This window comes from Niallia sp. FSL W8-0951 (assembly GCF_038006525.1).
In the GTDB taxonomy this organism is placed as follows: Bacteria; Bacillota; Bacilli; order Bacillales; family Cytobacillaceae; genus Niallia; species Niallia circulans.
The window spans coordinates 155,999-180,446 of sequence record NZ_JBBOVK010000003.1 but is presented as its reverse complement, the minus strand read 5'-3'; the positions used below and the strand labels follow the sequence as shown (position 1 = coordinate 180,446).

The 24,448-nt window shown below is 37.4% G+C and carries 19 protein-coding genes and 1 riboswitch; of the genes, 4 read left to right on the top strand and 15 right to left on the bottom strand.

All coding sequences use genetic code 11. The annotated features are described in order from the left end of the window. Positions 1–112: 112 nt before the first annotated feature. The 12 genes from NSS71_RS23215 to NSS71_RS23160 form a co-directional block, all read right to left on the bottom strand. On the bottom strand, positions 113–2,170 hold the full coding sequence (locus tag NSS71_RS23215) for a response regulator (RefSeq protein WP_095257942.1): 2,058 nt from the start codon (positions 2,168–2,170) through the stop codon (positions 113–115). A 69-nt stretch (positions 2,171–2,239) separates the two neighbouring features. After that, entirely contained in the window at positions 2,240–4,942 is a 2,703-nt protein-coding gene (locus NSS71_RS23210; RefSeq protein WP_328283650.1) for a response regulator, read from the bottom strand. A gap of 310 nt (positions 4,943–5,252) precedes the next feature. After that, entirely contained in the window at positions 5,253–5,858 is a 606-nt protein-coding gene (locus tag NSS71_RS23205; RefSeq protein WP_161798422.1) for a precorrin-2 dehydrogenase/sirohydrochlorin ferrochelatase family protein, read from the bottom strand. Continuing rightward, positions 5,839–6,606, bottom strand: a complete 768-nt coding sequence (locus NSS71_RS23200) for a sirohydrochlorin chelatase (protein WP_047944979.1) — start codon at positions 6,604–6,606, stop codon at positions 5,839–5,841. Before NSS71_RS23200 ends, NSS71_RS23205 begins: the two co-directional genes overlap by 20 nt. Before the next feature lie 2 nt (positions 6,607–6,608). Beyond that, positions 6,609–7,379 carry a uroporphyrinogen-III C-methyltransferase gene (gene cobA / locus NSS71_RS23195; RefSeq protein WP_047944978.1) on the bottom strand — a complete coding sequence of 257 codons (771 nt, stop codon included), beginning with the start codon at positions 7,377–7,379 and terminating at the stop codon, positions 6,609–6,611. Between the two features lie 108 nt (positions 7,380–7,487). Next, complete coding sequence (gene cysC, locus NSS71_RS23190; RefSeq protein ID WP_328283648.1) at positions 7,488–8,093, bottom strand: adenylyl-sulfate kinase; 606 nt, start codon at positions 8,091–8,093, stop codon at positions 7,488–7,490. A gap of 14 nt (positions 8,094–8,107) precedes the next feature. Further along, on the bottom strand, positions 8,108–9,256 hold the full coding sequence (gene sat / locus NSS71_RS23185; protein WP_328283647.1) for a sulfate adenylyltransferase: 1,149 nt from the start codon (positions 9,254–9,256) through the stop codon (positions 8,108–8,110). A 49-nt stretch (positions 9,257–9,305) separates the two neighbouring features. Continuing rightward, positions 9,306–10,382 carry an inorganic phosphate transporter gene (locus NSS71_RS23180; RefSeq protein WP_047944975.1) on the bottom strand — a complete coding sequence of 359 codons (1,077 nt, stop codon included), beginning with the start codon at positions 10,380–10,382 and terminating at the stop codon, positions 9,306–9,308. A gap of 19 nt (positions 10,383–10,401) precedes the next feature. After that, positions 10,402–11,118: a phosphoadenylyl-sulfate reductase gene (locus NSS71_RS23175; RefSeq protein ID WP_047944973.1), complete on the bottom strand. Its 717-nt coding sequence runs from the start codon at positions 11,116–11,118 to the stop codon at positions 10,402–10,404. Between the two features lie 152 nt (positions 11,119–11,270). Then, complete coding sequence (locus tag NSS71_RS23170; protein ID WP_235973290.1) at positions 11,271–11,399, bottom strand: YezD family protein; 129 nt, start codon at positions 11,397–11,399, stop codon at positions 11,271–11,273. A 193-nt stretch (positions 11,400–11,592) separates the two neighbouring features. Then, positions 11,593–11,698: riboswitch (SAM riboswitch) on the bottom strand. A gap of 208 nt (positions 11,699–11,906) precedes the next feature. Beyond that, positions 11,907–12,494: an ECF transporter S component gene (locus NSS71_RS23165; protein ID WP_047944970.1), complete on the bottom strand. Its 588-nt coding sequence runs from the start codon at positions 12,492–12,494 to the stop codon at positions 11,907–11,909. 171 nt (positions 12,495–12,665) lie between these two features. After that, complete coding sequence (locus NSS71_RS23160) at positions 12,666–13,559, bottom strand: LysR family transcriptional regulator (protein WP_047944968.1); 894 nt, start codon at positions 13,557–13,559, stop codon at positions 12,666–12,668. A gap of 419 nt (positions 13,560–13,978) precedes the next feature. Between NSS71_RS23160 and NSS71_RS23155 the strand changes: the two genes are divergently transcribed. The 4 genes from NSS71_RS23155 to NSS71_RS23140 all read left to right on the top strand — a co-directional run bounded on the left by NSS71_RS23155 (position 13,979) and on the right by NSS71_RS23140 (position 20,137). Beyond that, the gene (locus NSS71_RS23155) at positions 13,979–15,796 is read left to right on the top strand and encodes an assimilatory sulfite reductase (NADPH) flavoprotein subunit (protein WP_144547272.1); all 1,818 of its coding nucleotides are present in this window, start codon (positions 13,979–13,981) and stop codon (positions 15,794–15,796) included. A 29-nt stretch (positions 15,797–15,825) separates the two neighbouring features. Then, positions 15,826–17,550 carry an assimilatory sulfite reductase (NADPH) hemoprotein subunit gene (cysI, locus tag NSS71_RS23150; RefSeq protein ID WP_172864929.1) on the top strand — a complete coding sequence of 575 codons (1,725 nt, stop codon included), beginning with the start codon at positions 15,826–15,828 and terminating at the stop codon, positions 17,548–17,550. Between the two features lie 1,035 nt (positions 17,551–18,585). After that, positions 18,586–19,206: a cupin domain-containing protein gene (locus NSS71_RS23145; RefSeq protein ID WP_144546749.1), complete on the top strand. Its 621-nt coding sequence runs from the start codon at positions 18,586–18,588 to the stop codon at positions 19,204–19,206. Between the two features lie 34 nt (positions 19,207–19,240). Next, positions 19,241–20,137 (top strand): SDR family oxidoreductase, encoded by an 897-nt coding sequence (locus NSS71_RS23140; protein ID WP_412973475.1) that lies wholly within the window; start codon positions 19,241–19,243, stop codon positions 20,135–20,137. A 48-nt stretch (positions 20,138–20,185) separates the two neighbouring features. Here the strand turns inward: NSS71_RS23140 and NSS71_RS23135 are convergent, their stop codons facing one another. Genes NSS71_RS23135 through NSS71_RS23125 form a run of 3 tightly spaced genes read right to left on the bottom strand, consistent with a single transcriptional unit; the run spans position 20,186 to position 24,401 of the window. Beyond that, a complete protein-coding gene (locus NSS71_RS23135) occupies positions 20,186–22,231 on the bottom strand; it encodes a beta-galactosidase (protein ID WP_341152070.1) in 2,046 nt (681 codons plus the stop codon). Positions 22,232–22,249: 18 nt separating this feature from the next. Then, positions 22,250–23,110: a sugar ABC transporter permease gene (locus NSS71_RS23130; RefSeq protein ID WP_047944009.1), complete on the bottom strand. Its 861-nt coding sequence runs from the start codon at positions 23,108–23,110 to the stop codon at positions 22,250–22,252. Position 23,111: 1 nt separating this feature from the next. Then, entirely contained in the window at positions 23,112–24,401 is a 1,290-nt protein-coding gene (locus tag NSS71_RS23125; protein WP_047944007.1) for a sugar ABC transporter permease, read from the bottom strand. Positions 24,402–24,448: the final 47 nt, after the last annotated feature.

The window sequence follows — 24,448 nt, the reverse complement described above, 5'->3', positions numbered from 1 at the left end:
CCTCTCTTATTATTTTTCTCCTCTACATTCTGTTTCCCTTTAGAAAAACCCTCTTATAGTCAATTTTTTGTCATAAAAAAGAAAAATAAAGAACTGCTAGCTGAGCAAATCTCTATTTTCCTTCCTCTATCTCAAAATACACGGAGAATTTTGTACCACTCTCACTTGTATGCACTTTTATTCTTGCCATATGACGCTCAGCAATTCGATAACAAACCGCCAGTCCTAGTCCTGTCCCATTATCCTTTGTTGTAAAGAAGGGGGTTCCTAGCTTTTTTAATATTTCTTCATCGATTCCATTGCCGCTATCAATGATTTCCAACACAAGATACTTTCCTTTACAGAATGTTTTTATCGTAAGAATTCCTTCTGGCTCCATAGCCTCTAAACCGTTTAGAGCAAGGTTTAATAAAAGCTGCCTTATCTCTTTCTCATCCAAAAACAGTTCTGGACATTCCTCTAATTGAAGGTTCACCTTCTTTCCTGTCAATAAAGCTTCTGCATTAATTAAAGGAAAAATAATTTCAATAATTCTATTTAACGAATATAATCGTTTATCGCTCGTCTTATTTTTAGCTAATGTTAGAAATTCCTTGATGATTTTATTTGCTCGATCTAACTCATCAATCATGAGCTCCATATGTTCTAGCGAAAGGTTAGAAGGATTTGATTTTCCAATTTGCAGGAATCCATGAACGGTTGTCATCGGATTACGAATTTCATGGGCTATTCCAGCTGCCATTTCACCAACTAAATTTAATTGATCAAGTCTTGCCATTTCTTTTTCAAATGCTAATCGTTCTGTTATGTCATTTAACACAATTAACACACAATTCTTCTTTTCGATCGTTATAATTTCAGTGGATAATAATCCTTGCTTCTGCTCTCCATTTTTCAGCATGAAGTTGACTCTTTGATTTTTAAAAGGAGTCAGCCATTCTTCTTCCTGAAAGCTCTCTTCTATACCATTAATTTCCTTCGATATTTCCCACTGATAACACTCATCCTTCAATTCCTCGATTGTATAACCTGTGCTTGTTACCCAGTTATTATTTACAGCAATAAAACTAGGATTTTGTAAGGTGCGGATTGCCATCATACATGGACTCGCCTCAAATATTTGTCGAAAGCGTCCTTCCGAAAGCATTAAATCATCTGTTACTTTAGATTTTTCTTCTCTTTCCCTATGCAGCTGATGATTCATGGATAATAACTCCAGCGTTCTTTCTTCTACAGCATGCTCTAAGCGATCAAGTTGCTGCTTTCTTAATAATTCCACTTCTTTTCGTTCAGAGATATCACGAATCGTACAAATGAATAATTGATAATCCTCTACCATGGCATCTCCAATATATATATCTACTGGAAAAATAATATGATTCTTCCGCTTCGCCTTCGCTTCTATCATTCTGCCGATTAACTTAGGAACCATCATCTCAAATGTAATAGGTGTTTCTCCAGATGTTTCTGATTCAACAGAATGTAAGAGTACTTCAATCGAAGCTCCTATAAGTTCTTCTTCTACATAGCCAAACATTCTTTTCACACTTGGATTGACACTGATTATTATTCCTTCTTCATCAAAGGTCACAATGGTGTCTTGTAACGCCTTCTGTAATACCGAAGAGAATACCGCATTTTTGGTTAAATCCATTTTCGTTATTCTTAATTCTTTATTCATTTTTTCTAATTCTGACGTTGTTTGCCAATTCATTTCATGGAGGCTTGTCGTATGACTTTCAAAAATTTGCACAAACTGAGCCACCTTACTTCTTAATGCATCTGGATTAAATGGTTTAACAATATAATCAATCGCCCCTGCTTGATAGCCTTGTGTAATATGATGTATATCTTGACTGATGGCAGTAATAAAAATAATGGGAATATGTCGTGATTTTTTTCGTTCTTTTATTAATTTTGCTGTTTCAAACCCATTTAAGCCTGGCATTTGAACATCGAGTAGAATTACGGCAAAGTCATATTTCAAAATGCATTTTAAAGCTTCTTCACCGGATTTAGCAAAAATCAAATGATAACGAGGAGAATTTAATACTGCTTCTAAGGCCATCAGATTTTCTTGTAAATCATCTACCATTAAAATATAGATTGGTTCTGATACGGAAGGAGATAGCTTTTTCTTTTGTTCTATAGATTGAGCCGAATACTGCATAAATTTATAAAGCCTCCTATCTATTAACAAGCCATTTACCAATGTTACCTAGATGCTAGTTGCGCTCTATTATTCTTTATAAAGCCAAACTCTGATAAGCGAATATAATTGCTCTAAATTTACTGGTTTACTAATATAATCAGATGCTCCCGCTTCCATGCACTGTTCTCGATTATGTTTCATCGCCTTTGCTGTTAGGGCGATAATTGGCAGCGTTTTAAATTTATCCTTTTTCCGTATGATGGAAATAGCCTCTAAACCACTCATTTCTGGCATCATAATATCCATCAACACAAGATCAATATCCGCGTTTTCCTCTAGAAGGCTGATCCCATCCTTCGCATTCTCTGCATAAAGAATTTCAATATTGTACTCTTCCAATGCTGCATGGATGGAAAAAATATTCCGTATATCATCATCTATAATCAGCACTTTCTTCCCTATTAAATTAGCACTCTTATATAGTTCCGTAGTATCGATTAACTCATTATTTGTTACTGCAATTTGTCGATAACTTTCTTCAATAGGTGACTGTTCGACAGCTCCCTGTTGCTTTTGGCGTTTCACAGGTAAATAGAGAGAAAATGAACTGCCCATTCCTTCGATACTTGTTGCTTCCAATTCTCCCCCAAGTAAGCGGGAAATCTCTTTACAGATAGATAACCCAAGACCCGTTCCCCCATATTTCCTGCTGATGGTTCCATCCGCTTGCTTAAATGGTTCAAAAATAATATTCATTTTATCTTTAGGAATCCCAATCCCTGTATCCTTCACAGTGAAGGATACGATAGATTCTTCCGCCATGGCAAACTTGAACTTGGCTGTCTCCTCCATCCGAATAATCAGCTCCACACTTCCCTTTTCTGTAAATTTAAAAGCATTGGACAATAAATTTTTTAATACTTGATTTAAACGATGTGTGTCTGTCTCTATAAAAGCAGGCACCTCTTTATTAATTTTCACACAAAAATCAAGTTTCTTCTGATTAGCGATAGGAGAAAACTGGCTTTTCAAGCAGTTTTGTATCCCTTCTAATTTTACTGGTTCCTCTATTATTTCCATCATCCCAGTCTCAATCTTCTCCAAATCTAATATCTCATTTATTAACCTTAGTAATTCATTACCAGAATAATAAATGGTCTGCAAATACTGGATTTGTTTTGTAGTTAAATTCTCATTTTCCTTTTCAACGAGCATTTGTGATAGGATTAGCATACTATTTAAAGGTGTTCTAAGCTCATGGGACATATTCGCCAAAAACTCCGATTTATACTGGGAGCTATAGATTAACTGCTGGGCTTGTTCCTCTAACTTCTTTCCTATCTTTTCTAGCTCTGCATTCTTTTCTTCTGACACTCTATATTGTGCCTGTAATTCTTCATTAATAGCCATTAATTCCTGCTGCTGAGCTTGTAGTTCCTCCGACTGGCTTTGCAGCTCCTCCGTCAAACGCTGCTCATCCTCTAGCAATCTCTTTACTTCGAGTCGATTAAAAATACCGTGAATGGATATACCTAAGTATTCCCCCACTTCTTTAAGTAAGCTTTGCTGCACCGGTCGGAAATATTGCAAAGAGGCTAATTCTACAATCGCTAACACTTCCCCTTCATAAGAAATGGGCTGAATAAGCACCTGCTTTGGTTCTGCCTCTCCTGATCCAGATTTAATCTTTATGTATCCATTGGGAATATCAATAAGACTGATGCTTTTATTCTCCTTTGCAGCTTGTCCCACTAAACCTTCTCCAAGCTGAATGATAGATTGTCTGTCTTCGTTATCAAAAGCATAATTTGCTATTTCCTTGAGGAAACGGGCATTACCCTTCTCGCTTAACAGATAAAAAACACCATATTGCGCACCTACAGCAGGAGTTATTTGACTAATGAAGTAATCTGCAAGAGATTCCATCGTTTCTACCATTGAAAAACTAGTTGTTATTTCTGCCAACCGTGAGTCAAGCCAACTTTGCTCCTCTGCCTTTGCACGGCTTTCAATTTCATCTCGAGAGTACTTTTCTAAAGTTGTTACCATTTCATTAAAGGCACGAGAAATTTCTCCTATTTCATCCTTCGAATTAATCTCCAGCCTTGGAAACTTTATTCCTCTACTAAAAGAAGCACCGGACATCACTTTCGTAACTTTATGTAGATTTTTTGTTAATCCCCTTATTAAATAAATGGCCAATGCAATACTGCATATTACTCCGACTATAATATAGACATAGGTCATTAATACGACAATATCATATGTTTTTTTTGAACCTTCTAGTTCTTCTTGCATCTCTTTAATCTGGGCACTATAAAGCGAGCTCGCGATTTGTAACAATCTATTTTTTTCATCACTTTCTCTCGCCCAAAAATTGGTGTTCATTTTTTTATTTTCGGCTTCCACTATTTGTTGGCCCTTTTCTTCAAAGGGTTTATATAATGTCGAAAATTTTATTAATAAGTCCTGCGTTTCATCCCTTTTATCATTCTCTGTTAAGAAATTATACGCTTTGTTTATTTCTTTTCTTGTTTCTTCCATTTGTCTCATTGTTATTTCATTGAGTGTTTTAGAGGATTGTGAGGATAATTCATATATTTGTCTGCTTAAGTTAGTAACTTCATTCTTTAACGTATAGGCTGCATTAATTCTTTCTGTTTTATCATGTGCAAGAACATGCATTTTGTCATTTTGCTGTCGAAGCATACTCATAAGTACAATAATTAAAATCGTAATGAATACAAAAATAATGCCTAAACCAACATAAAGCTTTGTACTAAATCTCATGTATCCTCCTATCAATCTACCAGTTTAAAAGCATAAAATAAGGAAACTCGGAAGATTATTTTTGATAAACAAGCATGAATATTTATAAACAAAGATGACTTTTTTACGTTATGAAAATAATTCCATTCTACAAAAATTATATGTTAAATATGGAAATGATACAATATGATAATTGGATGAAACTAGGAGCAGCCGGGAAGGGGAACTAACATGTCCGGAGCGTAAAAAACTCTTTTATTTAAAGATTATTGGTATAAAGTGGATTCCCCTTAATTAGGACATAATGAAAACTCCTAAACCTGGTACAAGCTTAAAGGTTTAGGAGCTTTTCATAATAAATATGGCGTAAACTAGCTGAGTCTTTATATGCATCATCCAATATTTCCGTTAATATAGCATTAGACACATCAGAAGAAAGCGATCTTTGTTTGATAAGAGTCCGAACTTCATATAAAAAATCAATATACGCAATATAATTATCATCATACATTTGCTGCCATTCCTCTTTCAGCTTTTTTGCCAGTTTCGGGCTTGCGCCATTAGTGGAAACACTTAAGTGAAGTCGCCCTTTTTTAAAGCTAGCTGGAATCTGACAGTTTCCTTCTTCAAAAGAAGAAGCATCATTCACTAAGCAAAACGATTTAATTTGTTTGGCGATACGATGATTTTCTTGTGAATCATTGGTTGCTGTAATAGTTAGAAAGGCATGGGTGAAATCTTCCTCTTTCCCTTTTCGTCGCAGCAGCTTTATTTTCCTGTCCTCTGAAAGATCTTCTATTTCAGTACAAACTTCGGGACTGATTACTGTTACACTTGCTTCTTCTTCTAGAAGCATCAACACCTTTCGATAGGCAATCTTGCCTCCACCAACTACTACACAATGTTTATCTTTTATATCAACTAGTAATGAAAGCATATTCATTCCCTACCATCATTTCGTCTATTCTTTCTTTTAATATTCCAGCTATCAATGGATTATAACCCAAATAAGGGGCGAGTTCGTATTCTTTATGGTCACTTTTTATTTTATTAATAGTTTTTTCCATTGACTTCATCAAAATCCCCGTAAAAAGAAGATAGGGAATTACCAACACATGGCGATAGGAAGAATGTTCTGCCATTTGCAGCGCTTCTTCAAAGCTTGGTTCTGCAGCAGTTAAATAACAATCCTGTACAACGATTTGCTCCACTTGTTGTTCAATTAAAGCTGCCATTTTTCCTAAATCTCGTTTTACATCGGGATCACTGCTTCCTCTTCCAACAAGTATAACAAGCATTGTTTCATCACTTTCTTTATAAAGAGAAGCACTACGAATTTTGTCTGCAGCAATTTTAACCATTTGAGGATGAACTCCAATCGGTTTTCCATATTTCATCTGGACATGCGGATATTTCAGTGAGAGCTTTTCTAATACTTCTGGAATATCTTTTTTGGCATGGGCTGCTGTAAGAAGCAAAACGGGTATGATATAAATAGTGGAAGCACCCTTTTCTACACATTTTTGAAAACCTTCTTCAATGGAGGGATCAGATAATTCTAAGAAAGAATATTCTTGTATGCCTTTGAAACCATTTATCTTCATACACTTTTCAATAAAGGAGACAGCCTGCTCGCTTGCTTCCTTTACCCTGCTTCCATGACATATATATAATATTGCTTCCATTATCAAACAACCTCTTTCGGAATGGTTTCACCGAAGTTTTCCTCAAACCATTTAATTTTCTCTCTCATTTTTACTACTTCACCAATCACAATCATACAAGGATTTTCAATTCCTCCTTTTTCAGCATCCTCTATTACATGGTTAAGATCAGTAATAATTGTCTTTTGTTTAAAGGTTGTTCCCCAATTGATGAGTGCAACTGGTATTGTACTTTTTTTTCCAAAGGACAAAAGCTTCGACTGAATATAGGGTAGATTTTTCACTCCCATATAGATGGCAAGTGTATCAATTTGAGAAAGTGCTTCCCATTTAATATGGTCTTCCTCGCCATTTTTTATATGGCCTGTTACAAAGGCAAAAGAAGAGCCATAATCGCGGTGGGTCACTGGGATACCGGCATAACTGGGAGCAGCAATGCCTGCAGTAATTCCTGGTACTATTTCAAAGGGGATTTGATTCTTAGCTAATTCCTCTGCTTCTTCCCCGCCCCTTCCAAATACAAAGGGATCACCACCTTTTAGCCTTGTGACAATTTTCCCTTTTTTCGCATGTTTTACTAGGGTTTGATTGATCAATTCCTGTTTCATGGCATGATGATGCGGAAGTTTGCCGCAATAAATCAGTTCAGCCTTCGGTTTCGCATATTCTAATAACTCACGATTCACTAAACGATCATATAAAATTACATCGGCATTTTTGATGCATTTTAATCCTTTTACCGTTATTAAGTCCGGATCTCCTGGCCCTGCACCAACTAGATATACTCTCCCCATTTTATCCACCCTTCTTGTTGTTCGGATCCATTAAAAAGCGGGGAAAGGAATTGACGATGAACGAATGGTATTTGCAAGGACCATGCTCCGTTTTTCCCTTTCCCAATATTAAGAGATATAATATTCTTTTTCTTTTAAATATTGTACGATTTGTTCTACACATTCTTCAATAGAATGTTTTTCTGTATCCACGATTAATTCTGGCTGAAGCGGCTCCTCATATGGGGAACTAATCCCTGTAAAGTCTTTTATAACTCCTTTTCTTGCCTTCTCATATAAGCCTTTCGGATCCCTTGCTTCACATGCCTCTATAGAACACTTTATATATATTTCCACAAACTCGTTTTCTTCTAATAAAGCTCTTACTCGATCACGGTCTTCTCGAAACGGAGAAATGAAGGCAGTTAGAACGACTTGCCCACTATCAACAAATAGCTTACTGACCTCACCAATTCTTCTAATGTTTTCTTTGCGGTCCTCATCCGAAAATCCTAAATCTTTATTAATTCCAAAACGAATATTATCTCCATCTAGGACATAGCTATTTGTCTGGTCTTCAAATAATCTTTTTGCAACAGCATTTGCAACCGTTGATTTTCCGGAACCAGATAACCCTGTAAACCATAGAACATAGCTATGATGCTTATTTTTTTCTCTTCTATCCTTCTTTGTTACTGCATGGTCATGCCATGTAATATTTGTACTTTGGATCAAAAGTTCTCTCTCCTTTAAGAATGGATTTCTTGTTTTTGTAATCCTTTTATTAACACTTCCACTACTTCTTTCCGACTAAATGTACTTGGTGGAATCTCTCCATTTCTTAAAAGCTCACGAACCTTCGTCCCAGATAAAATTTCATGATGTTCCTTGCCATGTGGACAAGTTTTTGTAGAAGCCATGTTCTCACATTTTTTACAATAGAAACTATGTTCAAAGAATAATAGATTAATACCTAACTCTTCTAGTGTAAATTGGTCAAAAATTCTTTGGGCATCATAGGTACCGTAGTAGCTCCCTACTCCAGCATGATCACGGCCGACGATAAAGTGAGTACAGCCATAATTCTTTCTCACCATCGCATGGAATATCGCTTCTCTTGGTCCTGCATAACGCATAGCAGCAGGAAATACAGCTAGAAATACACGTTCTTTTGGATAGTAACTTTTCAATAGCACTTGGTAGCTTTCCATGCGAACATCTGCTGGAATATCATCCGCCTTCGTTTCACCTACTAATGGATTTAAGAATAGACCATCCACAATTTCAAGTGCTGATTTTTGAATATATTCATGTGCACGATGAACAGGATTTCTTGTTTGGAACCCGACTACTGTCTTCCATCCCTTTTCTGCAAATATTTCTCTCGTTTCTGCCGGATCTAAGTAAAAACTGCTAAAATCCGTTTTCTCTACTTTCTTTAAGAGTTTAATCGGACCGCCAATATATATATTTCCACGATCAAACATTTTCTTCACACCTGGATGTGCTAAATCATCTGTACGGTAAACAGAAACAGCCTCTTTATTTTTATCTGGAATATAAATATCCTCTACTGTCAGCACACCATATACTTCACCTTCATGGACTAGTTTTACCGTATCCTGAAGTTCAATGGTATCTGATTGTTCTTTTGAAATGGGCAATGTAATAGGGATGCTCCAAACCTCACCTGTTGCTAAGCGCATACTCTCTACCACTGCTTCATAATCTTTTTGGGATAAAAATCCTGTAAGCGGGCTATAGGCTCCATTTCCAATCAGTTCTAAATCACTAAGTGCAATAGTATCAATTTCTAGCTCCACCTTTAGTTCAGAGACATCATAATTAGGATCGTATAAATTAATTAATTTTCCACCATGTGGTTGACTTAATGACATTTTTAGCACACCTTTCTTTTTTCGGACTTTTTCTTATAAATGATTTCCGTTAAATTCCGCCACCATCTTCATAAATAGTACTGTTATCTTCACGAATCGTTTTCATTAGGCTTATAATTCCAAGTGTAGCAATACATACACTAAGAATAATAAGTACATTATAGATATCTGCTTCAATAAATAATTGAACTAAACCGTAAGAAATAACTAATGATAGGACTGGTGAAACAATCCATACCTTAAAAATTCTTAACACTAGTTTCTTCTTCAGAATCTCATATCCATTCTTCGAGACACCTATTCCGATAATGGCAGAGCTAGTTACTTGCGTTAACGGAACTGGTATTCCAAATATAGAAGCTATTGTCACTAATGTCGCGCCCGTGCCAGAAATTAATCCTCCTTCCAGCTTCGTGAATTGGACAATTTTCTTTCCATTTGTCTGCAAGACTCTTCCCCCTAACAGAAAAGCGCCGATTGCAATAAAAAATCCACCCACTACTACTCCTGTTTGCATGGATATCATGTCAGCGCCAACTAATGGTCCAATAGAGTTTGCAACATTATTCATTCCCGCAGAGAAAGCTTCAAAGCATCCAACGATAATAACAAAAATAGATAAGTATTTTTCATTGCTTGGATTGCGAATCCATTCATTTTGATTCTCAAGCTTTCTTACATATTTCCCAGCCCATAGAGCTATAAAAAAAGAAACGATTGGAACAAGAAGCCAAAAGAAGACAATCCATAATATATTCGCAATATATAAGCTTTTAAAAGCCACACCTACTCCTACTACACTGCCAACTGTAATTTCACTTGTTGATAATGGAATCCCCATTATATTAGCTATAAATAGGGAGAGTGCAGCTGATGATAAAATGATTAAGACAATTTTGGCATCAAGGATACTACTCGGAATTAATCCTTCCCCAACTGTTTTTACTACTTCACTCCCGCCAATTACCGCTCCTAGAAAAATCGCTACCGCACATATAAGCAGAGCAACTCTCTTTTTTGGTATGGCGCCTGATCCATAGGCAACACCAAGGCTTGCTGCTGCACCACTTGCACCAATGTTCATTGCAAAAAACAATGACATAATACCTGCTAAAATAATGATCATTTCTTTGTACCTCTACTCATTATTGTAAGTGTAGCCCGCATTCTGTTTTTCCTTTTCCCGTCCATCTTCCAGAACGTAAATCATCCATATTAATAGCAGGCTGGGTACATGTTCTGCAGCCAATGCTCGGATACCCCTTATCGTGAAGAATATTGTAGTCCAAAGAGTTCTTATGGGCATATCTCCAAACATCTTTCCATGTCCAATGAATCAGTGGACAAACCTTTATGGATTTAAATTTATTATCCTTATTTAGATATTGCGTGTTTTTTCTTGTTTCTGACTGTTCTCTGCGAAGTCCTGAAATCCAGGCAATCGGTTCAGACAGCACTTCATGTAAAGGAACAACCTTGCGAATCTCACAGCATTTATTTGGATTAGTTAACCAAAGTTCTTCTCCATATTGTGCAGCCTGTTCTTCTAACGTAATGGCTGGTTTTTTCATTTCAATTTGCAAATCTGGATACCGCTGTTTCACTTTTTCAATTAATTCATAAGTTTCCTCAAAATGTACATCTGTATCTAAAAAGACAATACGCGCGTCCTTTTTTATCTGCGAAATTAAATCGATAAGAACAATCCCTTCAATTCCAAAACTACAAGCATAGACAATATCCTCTCGGTACGTATCATAAGCCCACTTTAAAACCTCTAAAGCTCCCTTTGTTTCCGTTTCACTTGAAAAGTTCACAGGAGGATACGTATCAATAGTTTCATAGGTTAATAACTGACTCATTAAAAATCCTCCAATTTAATAATGGTATTTTGTTCGTGGATTATGTGCCCAAAATATAAAAAGAGGCAGCTTTAACCCACTTTCTCAGTTAAAGTTGCCTCTAGTTTGTCTAGTCAGCTTCTTTATCAAACGCCTTAAACAGGAAATTCTTGTTATTTTCCTAAGCGTATCTTTTCATTTTTTTCGATTTGAATAATTTTTCCATCCTGTACGACTAATGTGACCGATCCAAATTTCATTGTGTTTAGAATTTGCTCTAATTGAATTTTCACTTTGTCCAGCTGATTTGTTTCCCCCACCAACAAATCCCTCCTTAAAAAAGGTGAAATCTTACTAAACCATTTGAATAGCGTTTACGCCAGACATATTTTTGAATCGAAAACGCCTATCAAAGGAATGCTCGACCATCGTAAGTGAAATGCATTTACGATTAAAAAAATCCTTCCATTTGGAAAGAGTTGAGTATTATTCCTTACCCTCTCTTTCAAAATGGGTATCCATTTTGTTGGATTTTGCACCTTGCATCCAGCAAGTTGCCAGACTTCCTTGGGCTGATTCTCTCCATCTCTCTTGAAAGGCATTGTTATTTTCTAAATTTTATCATAATTGCCATTATTGTCAATAAGTTTTTCTAGTTGTTTAGTCGGGATTAACGATTTATTTCCTAGTATTTTAGGGGAAATACTTTTCTTATTATAGAAAAAAATATAGTATTAGTGAATGTCCTATTACTATTGTTGGCAAAAATAGCTGATTAGCACTAGACTATATCAGCTATCTTTCCATTCTTATTTTTTTCGTATCTTTAATAACGGCTTTGCAATGATAGGTGTTAAAATACCTGATAAAATTGCCTCTGGGACACCATTTGTACCAACTACAGCTAGTATCGCCGGCAAGAGATCTTCCACATTCACGCCAATTGCGTTTGCATACGGCTCTCTTACAAATAAATAGACAAAACCTAGCACAAGAATTGTATTGATTAGAGATCCTATCACACCCGAAATGCTCATTGCTACTGTCTCATTCATTTTGTCTTTCAGCACCTTATAAAATAACAGTCCTGCCACTACTCCAATCATTACTCTAGGAAAAACAGATATTAACGGATTGGTAAAAATAATCGGAGCAAGAACACTTGTCGGATAAGTGAAAGCACGAATAAATGTGATGATGCCCCATACTCCTCCAATAATTGCACCTTCTAATGGTCCTAAAACAATCGCTGCGATAATAACTGTGATCTGAATGATTGTTATACTAAGTACAGGAGTCGGAATATACCCTAATATTGGAACAAAGGTTTGAATAATAATAATAGCCGTAAGAAGTCCTAGTAGAACCAAACGAGTAGTTTTATTTTTTTTCTTCATCTGCAAGTAGTTCTCCTTATGTGGAAAAAGCATTATCCACTTTTCCCTCAATTTAATAAAATTCCTTTGTTATCATACTACAAATACAAGTATTTTTTCTATGATAATAAGAAGGATTTTCTGCATTTTCCTTAGGATGGGGTTAATTACTTGCTGTTATACATTATCGGATTACTCGTTATAAGGAAAAGTCTCTTTAAGGGTTTCAATAAAGGTGATAACATTTTGTTTCTCCTTCATAATTGGAGCAAAGAGATAAGATAATCTCCTTGTAAATCGCGTTTTTGTGACTGGAATAATACTTAGGTTTCCATTCTTCACATCCCTTTCTATCACACTTTTGGATAAGAGTGATAAGCCATTGCCATTAATAAGCGTTTCCTTGATGCCTTGATTACTGCTAATGGTTAAAAAGGATTCAGCTCTTAACCCATTGGATCGAATAACATGATCTAAGTACTCTCTTGTACCCGATCCAAGCTCTCTTGTAATCCATGTCTGATCATGGAGTTCAGAAATGGAAATGCCTTCCCGAGTCGCAAGTGGATGATGAACAGATGCCACAATAAATAACTCATCCTCCATAAATGGCACCACCTGCAATTCCTTATCATTTGTTTGTCCTTCAATTAAACCGATATCTACTTCATATAATCTTACCGCTTGAACAATTTCTTCTGTATTACCAATCGTCACTTGAATTTGCAATTCAGAATGCTTTCTTTGCAGATCAAGCAGTAATGCAGGAAGAATATATTCGCCGATCGTAAAACTAGCACCTATTTTTAATTCACCCTTAATCGCATGATGATGCTCTAAAATATGCTGTCTCGTCTGGTCATATAAGCGTATCATCTGAATGGCACAATCATAAAGCATTTGACCGGTGGGTGTTACTTTTAAATATTTTGGTGACCGCTCCAATAGTTTTGTTTGAAACTCCTTTTCCAGGTTTTTAATATGTAGACTTACACTCGGCTGACTCATTAACAGCATTTCTGCTGTCTTTGTAAAATTCTTTACTTCAACAAGCGTCACAAATGTTTTTAGAGCTTCATACTGCATTTTTCCTCCTCCTTTTCGCTAATAGGAAAATTAATTATTAAGAATACTAATAGTTGCTATTAATTATATGTATTTTACTAATTCTTTAATTTCCAGTAAAGTACAATTAGAATACATCTCATACGAGGATGCTTAAGGCGGCTGCTTTCATGTATGGATACCTTAACGCCTATCAAGCTTTCGTCACATGCTTAAATTAATCTCCAATTAGATACTAATCTATTTATTTAGAAAAACAATATCCCTTGCTTGTTCTAATTAGTAACAAGCTTCTTTTGTATTTCTAATCCGATTTGTCTGATAGGATTAATAAAATACAGAGTGACAATCCTCCCTCTTCATTATAAAATGAATTGCAAGAATTATCCCACTAATCAAATAACAATAGGGAATACCATTATCTATGCGAGGTGAAAGTGTTGCAGCTTCAAGTAATAAATAGTCCTTTTAATCAAGAACAAACAGAATTATTAAACCGTCTTTTACCAACTTTAACTGAATCACAGAAAATTTGGCTAAGCGGGTATTTATCTGCTTCCACTGCAATCGCAGCATCAGCAGAACCTATCTCCAATACTGCATTAACGGAGCAAAAGGCAGCTGAACCAATTACAAAAGACATTACGATTCTTTTTGGATCCCAAACTGGAAATGCACAAAGCCTTGCCAAAAATCATGGCAATCGTTTAAAAGAATTAGGGTTTAATGTCACTGTACAGTCAATGGGTGACTTTAAACCAAATAATCTTAAAAAAATACAAAATCTCCTTGTTATTGTTAGTACTCATGGAGAAGGCGATCCACCAGATACCGCTATAGCCTTCCATGAATTCTTACATGGAAAGCGAGCACCTAAGCTGGAGAACTTCCAATATTCCGTGTTAGCGCTTGGTGACAGCTCGTATGAATTCTTCTGCGAAACAGGGAAACAATTTGATCAGCGTTTAGAAGAATTGGGTGGAACAAGACTTTATCCACGTGTGGATTGTGACCTTGATTATGATGAACCAGCTAGTGAATGGTTCGAAGGCATCGTCAGCAGCTTGAGCCTTCAATCAGAATCAACCGCTCAGTCCATAAGTATAACACCACCATCTCTTCTAGATTCTGGTTATTCTCGCAGCAATCCGTATTATGCAGAGGTACTGGAGGTCATTAATTTAAATGGACGTGGCTCCAATAAAGAAACATTGCATGTAGAGCTTTCGCTTGAGGATTCTGGAATCTCTTACGAACCAGGTGACAGCCTAGGAATATTCCCAAATAATGACCCAGAATTAGTTGATCTTTTAATACAAGAATTAAGCTTTTCTCCAACAGAAAGTGTCACAATCAATAAACAAGGAGAAGTTCTGGCTTTTCGAGAAGCTTTATTAACCTATTTTGAAATTACAGTTTTAACCAAACCATTGGTAGAGAAATTTGCAAAAATAACAACCAATCCAGCTTTAGAAGACTTACTTGCTAAAGGAAATGAAGATAAATTAAAGGCATATATAAATGGGCGTGACTTATTAGACCTTATTCGAGATTATGGGCCAATTGAGGCAGATGTGCAGACATTTGTAGCCTTGCTTCGTAAACTGCCTACCCGCCTTTATTCGATTGCCAGCAGCTACAAAGCAAACCCTGATGAAGCACATTTGACGATTGGCGCCGTTCGTTACCATGCAAACGGACGAGATCGTAATGGTGTTTGCTCTGTTCAAATAGCGGAACGTATTCAGCCAGGCGATAAACTGCCTATCTATATACAAAACAATGAAAATTTCAAACTTCCGGAAAACCCAGATACTCCTATTATTATGGTTGGTCCTGGGACAGGGGTGGCACCCTTCCGTTCTTTTCTGCAGGAAAGAGAAGAAATCGGTGCAGAAGGAAAAGCATGGCTATTCTTTGGCGACCAACATTTTGTTACAGACTTTCTCTATCAAACCGAATGGCAAAATTGGCTTAAAGATGGGGTGTTAACAAAAATGAGTATTGCTTTTTCCCGCGATAAAGCGGAAAAGGTATATGTGCAGCACCGGATGCTGGAGCATAGCAAAGAGTTATTTGAATGGCTGGAAGAAGGAGCTGTTCTTTATGTTTGTGGAGACGAAAAGCATATGGCGCATGATGTTCACCAAACACTCCTTACTATTATCCAAAAAGAAGGCAAAATGGCTTTAGAAAAGGCTGAGGAATATATAGCTTCTATGACTCAAACCAAGCGTTATCAGCGTGACGTCTATTAAATAGTTGGCAGGAAAGGAGTTTTTCGAAAATGGCAAAACAAGTATTAAAAGCACCAGATGGACCACCAAGTGATGTAGAACGAATAAAAGAAGAGAGTAATTATTTACGTGGCACATTGAAGGAATCCATGGAGGAAGAATTAAGCGCTGGTATTTCAGACGATGATAACCGCTTAATGAAATTCCACGGAAGTTATTTGCAAGATGATCGTGATATACGCAACGAACGCGCTAAGCAAAAATTGGAGCCTGCCTACCAATTTATGCTGCGAGTTCGAACACCGGGTGGAGTAGCTACACCGGCTCAATGGCTAACAATGGATGATCTTGCACAAAAGTATGGAAATAAAACATTAAAATTAACGACACGCCAAGCTTTCCAAATGCATGGCATTTTAAAATGGAATATGAAACAGACTATTCAAGATATACACCAATCCCTACTTGATACAATTGCTGCTTGTGGCGACGTCAATAGAAATGTGATGTGCAACCCTAATCCGTATCAATCAGCTTTGCATAGTGAAGTGTATGAATGGTCAAAAAAATTAAGTGATTATTTACTGCCTCGTACACAAGCTTATCATGAGCTCTGGTTAGATAAGGAAAAGGTAGCTTTCACTCCAACTGTCGAGGAAACAGAAGTGGAGCCAATGTACGGAAAATTATATTTACCTAGAAAATTTAAAATTGGTATTGCCGTTCCTCCTTCTAATGATATTGATGTTTTTTCCCAAGACCTGGGGCTAATTGCCATTACGGAAGAAGAAAAATTAGTTGGATTTAATGTTGCCATCGGCGGCGGAATGGGAATGACCCATGGAGATAAAGCAACCTATCCTCAGCTTGCAAAAGTTATTGGATTCTGTACACCTGAGCAAATTCTTGATGTGGCAGAAAAAGTAATTACGATTCAACGTGATTATGGAAATCGCTCTGTTCGAAAGAACGCCCGTTTTAAATATACCGTAGATCGTCTTGGTCTAGATACTGTAGTAGAAGAGCTAGAAAATCGCTTAGGCTGGAAACTTCAAGAAGCAAGAGAATTTCAATTTAATCATAACGGCGACCGCTATGGCTGGGAAAAAGGCATTAAAGGAAAATGGCACTTCACTTTATTCGTGGAAGGCGGCCGCATTAAAGATTATGAAAATTATCCATTAATGACAGGCTTGCGCGAAATTGCTAAAGTACATACTGGCGACTTCCGGTTAACAGCCAATCAAAATCTAGTCATTGCGAATGTCTCCAGCCGTAATAAAAAGCAAATCGCTCATTTAATCGAGCAATATGGCATTATGGATGGAAAACGTTTCTCTGCACTGCGTCGTAATTCTATTGCTTGTGTATCCCTGCCAACCTGCGGGCTAGCGATGGCAGAAGCAGAACGATACTTACCAGTCTTAATCGATAAGATAGAAGAAATTGTGGATGAAAATGGGCTTCGTGATGAAGAAATTACAATCCGTATGACAGGCTGTCCAAATGGCTGTGCCCGCCATGCATTAGGGGAAATCGCCTTCATTGGAAAAGGACCTGGAAAGTACAATATGTACCTAGGCGCCGCCTTTAATGGTAGCCGCTTAAGCAAACTCTATCGCGAAAATGTTGGCGAGGAAGAAATCCTTTCAGAACTTCGCGTACTGCTCCCGCGCTATGCGAAAGAAAGAACGGCAAATGAACATTTTGGAGACTTTGTTATTCGCGCTGGCATTGTTAAAGAAGTAACCGACGGTACAAACTTTCATGATTGACAGATGAGTCATTGCACCACTTTAATCGTTTTGATTGGGTGGTGCTTTTTTGTGGTTGGAATTGGAGGGTGGGGGGGTGTTTGATTGGGTTGTTGAGGTTTGGCTGATATATTCGGAGTTTGGCTGATTCCCTCTCTACTTTGGCTGATATATTCGGAGTTTGGCTGATTCCCTCTCCACTTTGGCTGATATATCTGGAGTTTGGCTGATTCTACCTCCACTTTGGCTGATATATCCTGAGTTTGGCTGATTCTACCTCCCTTTTGGCTGATATATTCGGAGTTTGGCTGATTCTACCTCCCTTTTGGCTGATATTTTCAGAGTTTGGCTGATTCTATCTCCACTTTGGCTGATTTATCTGGAGTTTGGCTGATTCCCTCTCCACTTTGGCTGATTTATCTGGAGTTTGGCTGATTCTACCTCCACTTTGGCTGATATATCCTGAGTTTGGCTGATTCTACCTCCACTTTGGCTGATATATCCTGAGTTTGGCTGATTCTACCTCCACTTTGGCTGATATATCTGGAGTTTGGCTGATTCCCTCTCCACTTTGGCTGATATATCTAGAGTTTGGCTGATTCTACCTCCACTTTGGCTGATATATCCTGAGTTTGGCTGATTCTACCTCCCTTTTGGCTGATATATTCGGAGTTTGGCTGATTCTACCTCCCTTTTGGCTGATATTTTCAGAGTTTGGCTGATTTCTCCTACACTTTGGCTAATATATCCATAATTTAGCTAATTTACCCCTTCACCTTGGCTGGTACACTCATAATTTCACCGATTCCCCTACTATTTTGACTAATATAATACTTATACTTTTACTGATTTCCCCACTATTTTAACTGTTATACCCAAAATTTTGCCGATTCTCCCACTTCGATTTCCGCCCTTCACCTCCATCCATATCAAGCCATTGCCTTACTTTTCCTACAAACAAACTGATTTTCCCACTCATAGGCCAACCTAGTTTTGTATATATTTAAAGTTGTAAGCCATATAAATATTTCCATATGAAAAATAGGAGGCTACATCATGTCTGTTAATCCAGCTTCCCCTTCCTTTCAACTATTCGGGGATTCTACCCAGTCTGTTAATTATAAAAGGGATTCTTATAATTACATTACACAGTTATTTTCTGAACAATTGCCTGCGATACATACTGGGTTATTCAATGTCCATCTTAATCAAGGATTCATTGTTCAGCCGCACTGGCACACAAATGTGAATGAACTTGTTTTTGTCATTAGTGGGGAAGTTATGACCTCTGTCTTCAACCCCTTTACACAAAGCATCATGACTTATCATGTAAAACCCGGGCAAGCTTCCCAATTTCCAAAGGGGTGGTTCCACTGGATAGTAGCATTGCGAAACAATACTCATTTTCTTACTATTTTCGACCAGCCGAAACCTGATATCGTGTTTGGTTCTGATTTTCTACGCTTTTTGCCAAAGGAAATTGCTAACAGAGCTTATTGTGTAAACGAAGCCGCCTACGCACATGCCATTGCCCCAATTACACAGTCTACTATTCTCGGGCCACCACCAGGATGTGACCAAACCGGAGGAGTCCTAAACTATCCATACCATGCCACTCAGCCTTCACCCACTATACATCCTTATCTCAATCTTTCCTCTCCTCCCCACGCTTATTAACCAGGAAAAGTAAGAAAGTATGGAGGTTATTAATGTGATAAAGAAACAACATTATGGTTCTGAAGTAAAATGTGAAGAAATTGAATGGACGTTTCCTCCTCAGCAGCAAACACGGCAGCCGGGGTTTGAATATTTGATGGATCCACTTCCAATTTTTGATAACCCTAAATATATCGGAACAGGTAAGTTAAAGGATCGTACAGCTATTATTACCGGCGGAGACAGCGGCATTGGCAGAGCCGTTGCCGTCGCTTTTGCGAAGGAAGGGGCGAACATTGTTATCTCTTATTTTGACGAACATACAGATGCGGAAACAACAAAGCGAGTTGTCGAGCATTATGGTCGTTCCTGCTTACTGATTCCAGGAGACTTGCGAAGAAGAGAACATTGTGAATTCATTGTGCAAAAAACATTAGAAACGTTTGGGAAAATTGATATTTTGGTTAATAATGCAGCTGTACAATTTTTGCGAGAAGACTTAACTTCCATACCAGATGAACAATGGGAATTAACGTTTGATGTAAATATCCATGCCTATTTTCACTTAACAAAGGCTGTCTTGCCTCATTTAAAAGCAGGAGCCAGTATTGTTAATACGACCTCTTTGGTTGCCTATATTGGGGTAAGTGACTTGATTGATTATACGACGACTAAAGGTGCGATTGTTAGTTATACAAGAGCGCTAGCCAACAACCTTGTGCAAAAAGGTATCCGTGTGAACGCTGTTGCTCCTGGACCTTTCTGGACACCCATCCAGCCTGCTTCACAATCAGCTGAAAATATTGCTACATTAGGCTCAGATGTACCAATGAAGCGGGCGGGGCAGCCGTATGAAATTGCTCCAGTCTATGTGTTGCTTGCTTCTGATGATGGTTCTTATATGACAGGACAAACGATTCATGTAAATGGCGGTGCTATGGTTACGACTTAGAACAGCAAAAAAAGGACGATATCCGTCGTCCTCTTTTGTTATTCCTCATTATTTTTCTCTTTTTAACACCCTTACTTCATATGGCAAAAGTTCTATCTGTTCTTGCTTTATTTCTTGTGTAAGTAAATCGAAAAAGGATTCTTTTAACGTTACTGTTTGCTTTTGTTCTGTAAAATTCATGACAAATAAATAGTAGCACTCAGCCGAATCCCTTCTTTGGACGGAAACACCTTCTTTATGCAGAATTTCCCTTTCGCTGTCAAGATTACCTTCTTTTTGCAATTCCTCATAAAAATCATCTAAAAAGGCCTGTTCCGTTCTTGCCCCTATAAAATAGGCTTTTCCTTTCCCGTAGCAGTTTTCTACAACAGCAGGATTCCCTTGATAAAAGTCCTCCATATACGTCGCTAAAATATTCGCTTCTTTCCTTTCAAAAATGGTGCAATAATCTTTTATTTCATATTGCTTCCCGTTATAGGTAAGGGTATTTCTATCTTTTGGATAAAGAGTATCTGTTTCTTTTACATCAATGCCAAATATTCGTTTTAGCGTTGCCGGCCAACCTGATAAATGGGCAAGATCCGTTTCATTAACAAGGCCACTAATATATGAACTTACAAGTGTTCCTCCATTTGCAACATAGTTTTCTAATTTAGAAATTGTATCAAGAGACATCATGTAGAGCATTGGAGCAATAACTAAATCATAGGAAGCAAGCTCTTGATTTAATGTAACTATATCGACACTAATATCCTTTTTCCAAAAACTTTGATAATGCTTTTGCAACGTTTGAGGATATTGCTTTGTTGAATCGGAGAATCCTTGTGCATCGTTTAAAGCCCAGTTATTTTCCCAATCATATACAATTGCTACTCTTGCTTGTTTATGTGTTCCCTTTACTTCAGCAATCTTCTCTAGAGCTCCACCAACTGCTGAAACCTCTTGAAAGACTCGATTCGTTTCACTATTATCATGACCCACTACTGCCCCGTGAAATTTCTCGGAGGATCCTCTTGATTTTCTCCATTGAAAATACAGAACACTGTCTGAACCATGTGCGATAAATTGCATGGAGGATAGCAAATGCATACCAGGTCTCTTCGTTTTATTCACATCATGCCAGTTGACGCCACTTGGTGTACTTTCCATAATGAGAAAAGGCTGTTGTTTTAAAGAGCGATACAAATCATTGATAAAACCAACTTTTGCAGCTAAGTCCTTTGTTTCCTCCCAATCATTGTGCCAAGCAGGATAGCAATCCCAACTAACAATATCCACATGCTTTGCAAACTCACTATAATTCAAACTTTGAAAGGGTATTAAATCATGCGTGTCTGCCATAAAGTTTGTTGTAATAGGGATAGATGGAGAGATTTCCCTTAATGGCACTATTTCATGCTTGTAAAAATCAATTGTTTGGTCAGTGACAAAACGTTTCCAATCTAAATTCAAACCATGAACCATACTTTCTCCAATGGAAGAAGGAGATTCAACTTCTGACCAATCCGTGATCGTATGGCTCCAAAATGGTCCCCACCAAGCATGATTTAGTTTATCTAAGGTCCCATACTTCTTTTTCAGCCAATTACGGAAATTATCTTGGCAAAGTTCACAGTGACAATCGCCGCTATACTCATTGGAAATATGCCACATTAGTAACGCAGGATGATTTCCATAGCGCTCCGCTAGCTTTCTATTAATAATTGCTACTTTTTCACGATAGATAGGGGAAGAAAAACAATGATTATGGCGTCCCCCATGTAACATTTTCATGCGATTTTCGGTGGTTCTTAAGACTTCTGGATACTTCTTAGACATCCATGCTGGTCTGGCGCCGCTTGGAGTAGCTAAGATGACTCTCCCGCCCATTTGATAAATAGCCTCTATTCTTTCATCGAGCCAGTCAAACTGGAATTCCCCTTCTGTTGGTTCAAGTGCACTCCATGCAAATACCCCTAAAGTGAACGTATTTGCTTTTGCTAATTTCATCAATTGTAAATCATCTTTCAATATTTCTGGATAATCGAGCCATTGATCTGGATTATAATCTCCACCATGCAATAAGCGATTATCTGCTACTGTTTTATCTGTCATCTTAATGCCCTCCGATTCTTATCCTTTTGTTCCTCCTGCTGTTAATCCAGATACGAAATGCTTCTGTAAAGCTACAAATACAATCGCAACCGGAATACTTATCAGAATAGCTCCAGCTGCAAAGGTGGTGTAGCTTGCTCCCATTTTGTCGCTGACTAATTTATACAAGCCTATCGGAAGTGTATAGTATTCTGGATTTCTCAATATAACCGATGATATCGCGAAGTCTCCCAGCGGAGCAGTGAATCCATTCATTGCAACTACCGCAAGCATCGGTCTAGATAAGGGCATGAGTATTCTCCAAAATATTCTGGTGTTGCTAGCTCCATCAATTTTCGCACTTTCATCCAGGTCAAGCGGTATAGAATCAATATATCCTTTCATTAAATACGTATTCATTGGGATTTGGCCACCAACATAAATAAATATTAAGAGCCAATGGCTATTGATTAACCCAAGCATTTGCGCCAAAACAAAGATTGCGATTAAAGCAGAAAACTGTGGAATCATTTGTAATAGCAAGAATAACATTAAACCATTTTTTCTCCCTTTAAACCGAAAACGAGAGAAAGCATATGCTGTATAAGAGACACATAGTATCGAAAACACCATTGTGAGAATACTAATCTTCATCGAATTCATATACCATTTTCCATAGTAAAGAGTACCTTCCTGTTGAAAAAGGTCTTTATAATGACCCACTGTTGGATTATCTGGGATAATACTCGTACTTACCAAGCTGTTACCCGGATTGAAGCTAGCACCAATCGTCCATACTAACGGATAAATAATAAGGGTACATACAATAAGCAAAAGGAGGTAAGTAAGTGTCATTCGAATAGTCCGCTGTTTTTTGATACTGACCGTTTTTTTGGCCATCTTATTTTACCTCCTTAAAAGAATTCGTTCTTCTGAATTGCCATAGAGCAATACTAATAACAAAAATACTAAGTAAAATCGTCAATGCAGCAGCAAGTGCATATTGACTGTTCTGCATCGTTAATTTATAAATCCAGGAAACTAAAATATCTGTACCACCGGCTGTTGATCCTGGCACAGCTGGTCCTCCCGCATTAAACAGATAGATAATGTTAAAGTTATTAAAATTAAACGTATATTGCGTAATAATAATAGGTGCCATTGAGTATAAAATAAGTGGCAGCGTAATATTTTTGAACTTTTGAATGGGGGAAGCTCCGTCAATCGTTGCTGCTTCGTATAGATCATCGGAAATCGATTGAAGTACCCCGGTGGTGACAATGAATATATACGGAAACCCAAGCCATCCTTGTATAAGCAATAATGCCAATCGTGTCCAGTTTGGGCTTGTCAGCCAAGGAATACTATCTATCCCAAAAAAAGCTAAGATGGAAGTATTAATCGCCCCAAAGCTATCATTGAACATGCCTGCAAATACTAAAATTGTTACAAATCCAGGTACAGCCCACGGTAACACTAAAATAGTACGAAAGAATTTTTTAAAGCGTAATTCCTTCTGATGAACAACCACCGCTAAAAAAATCCCTATTGCCACTTGAAGCGTTGAGGCAATCAGTGTCCAAATTAAAGTCCATCCTAATACATCAAAAAAAGTAGCTCGCCATATATCGACGGTAAATATCTTCTTAAATGTCTCAAGTCCTACCCAATCCACTAAATTAGCAGGAGCGGAATGGTACAGGTCATAGTTAGTAAAGGCAAGTGCAAAACAAAATAGGATCGGAAAAATAACAGAGAAAATAAGTAAAAGGAAAGCTGGACTTGTAATGATATATGGATATCCTTCTGCTAAAAGAACCTGATACTGCTCTTTTATGGAAGGAATAGCAAATCCTTCTTCTCTTCTCTTTCCAATCGCATACGCATCTTTTATATTGAAGTAATAAAAAGCTAATCCGAAAAAAATAACAATTACAGCGATAATGCCCTCTGCAAGTAAGAAGATGGAATTATCTCGGGGCACTTGTTCCCCAAGCGTAACAATCCCCCATAGTCCCATATTAAATAAATCCTTAAAAACAACAATAAATGCGATAGAAAAGATAAGGAAGAATGCTCCCTTTCCCCATTGTTTATTATAGAACTGCCCTAAACCTGGAATGATTGATAATAATGCAGCCCTTTTCGCTGTCTTTGTATCTGTATCAACTGCCTTTGCTTGGAAGCTCATACTTAAACTTCACCTCTCTCCTTTTAAAAGGGACCAGTATTTTTTGG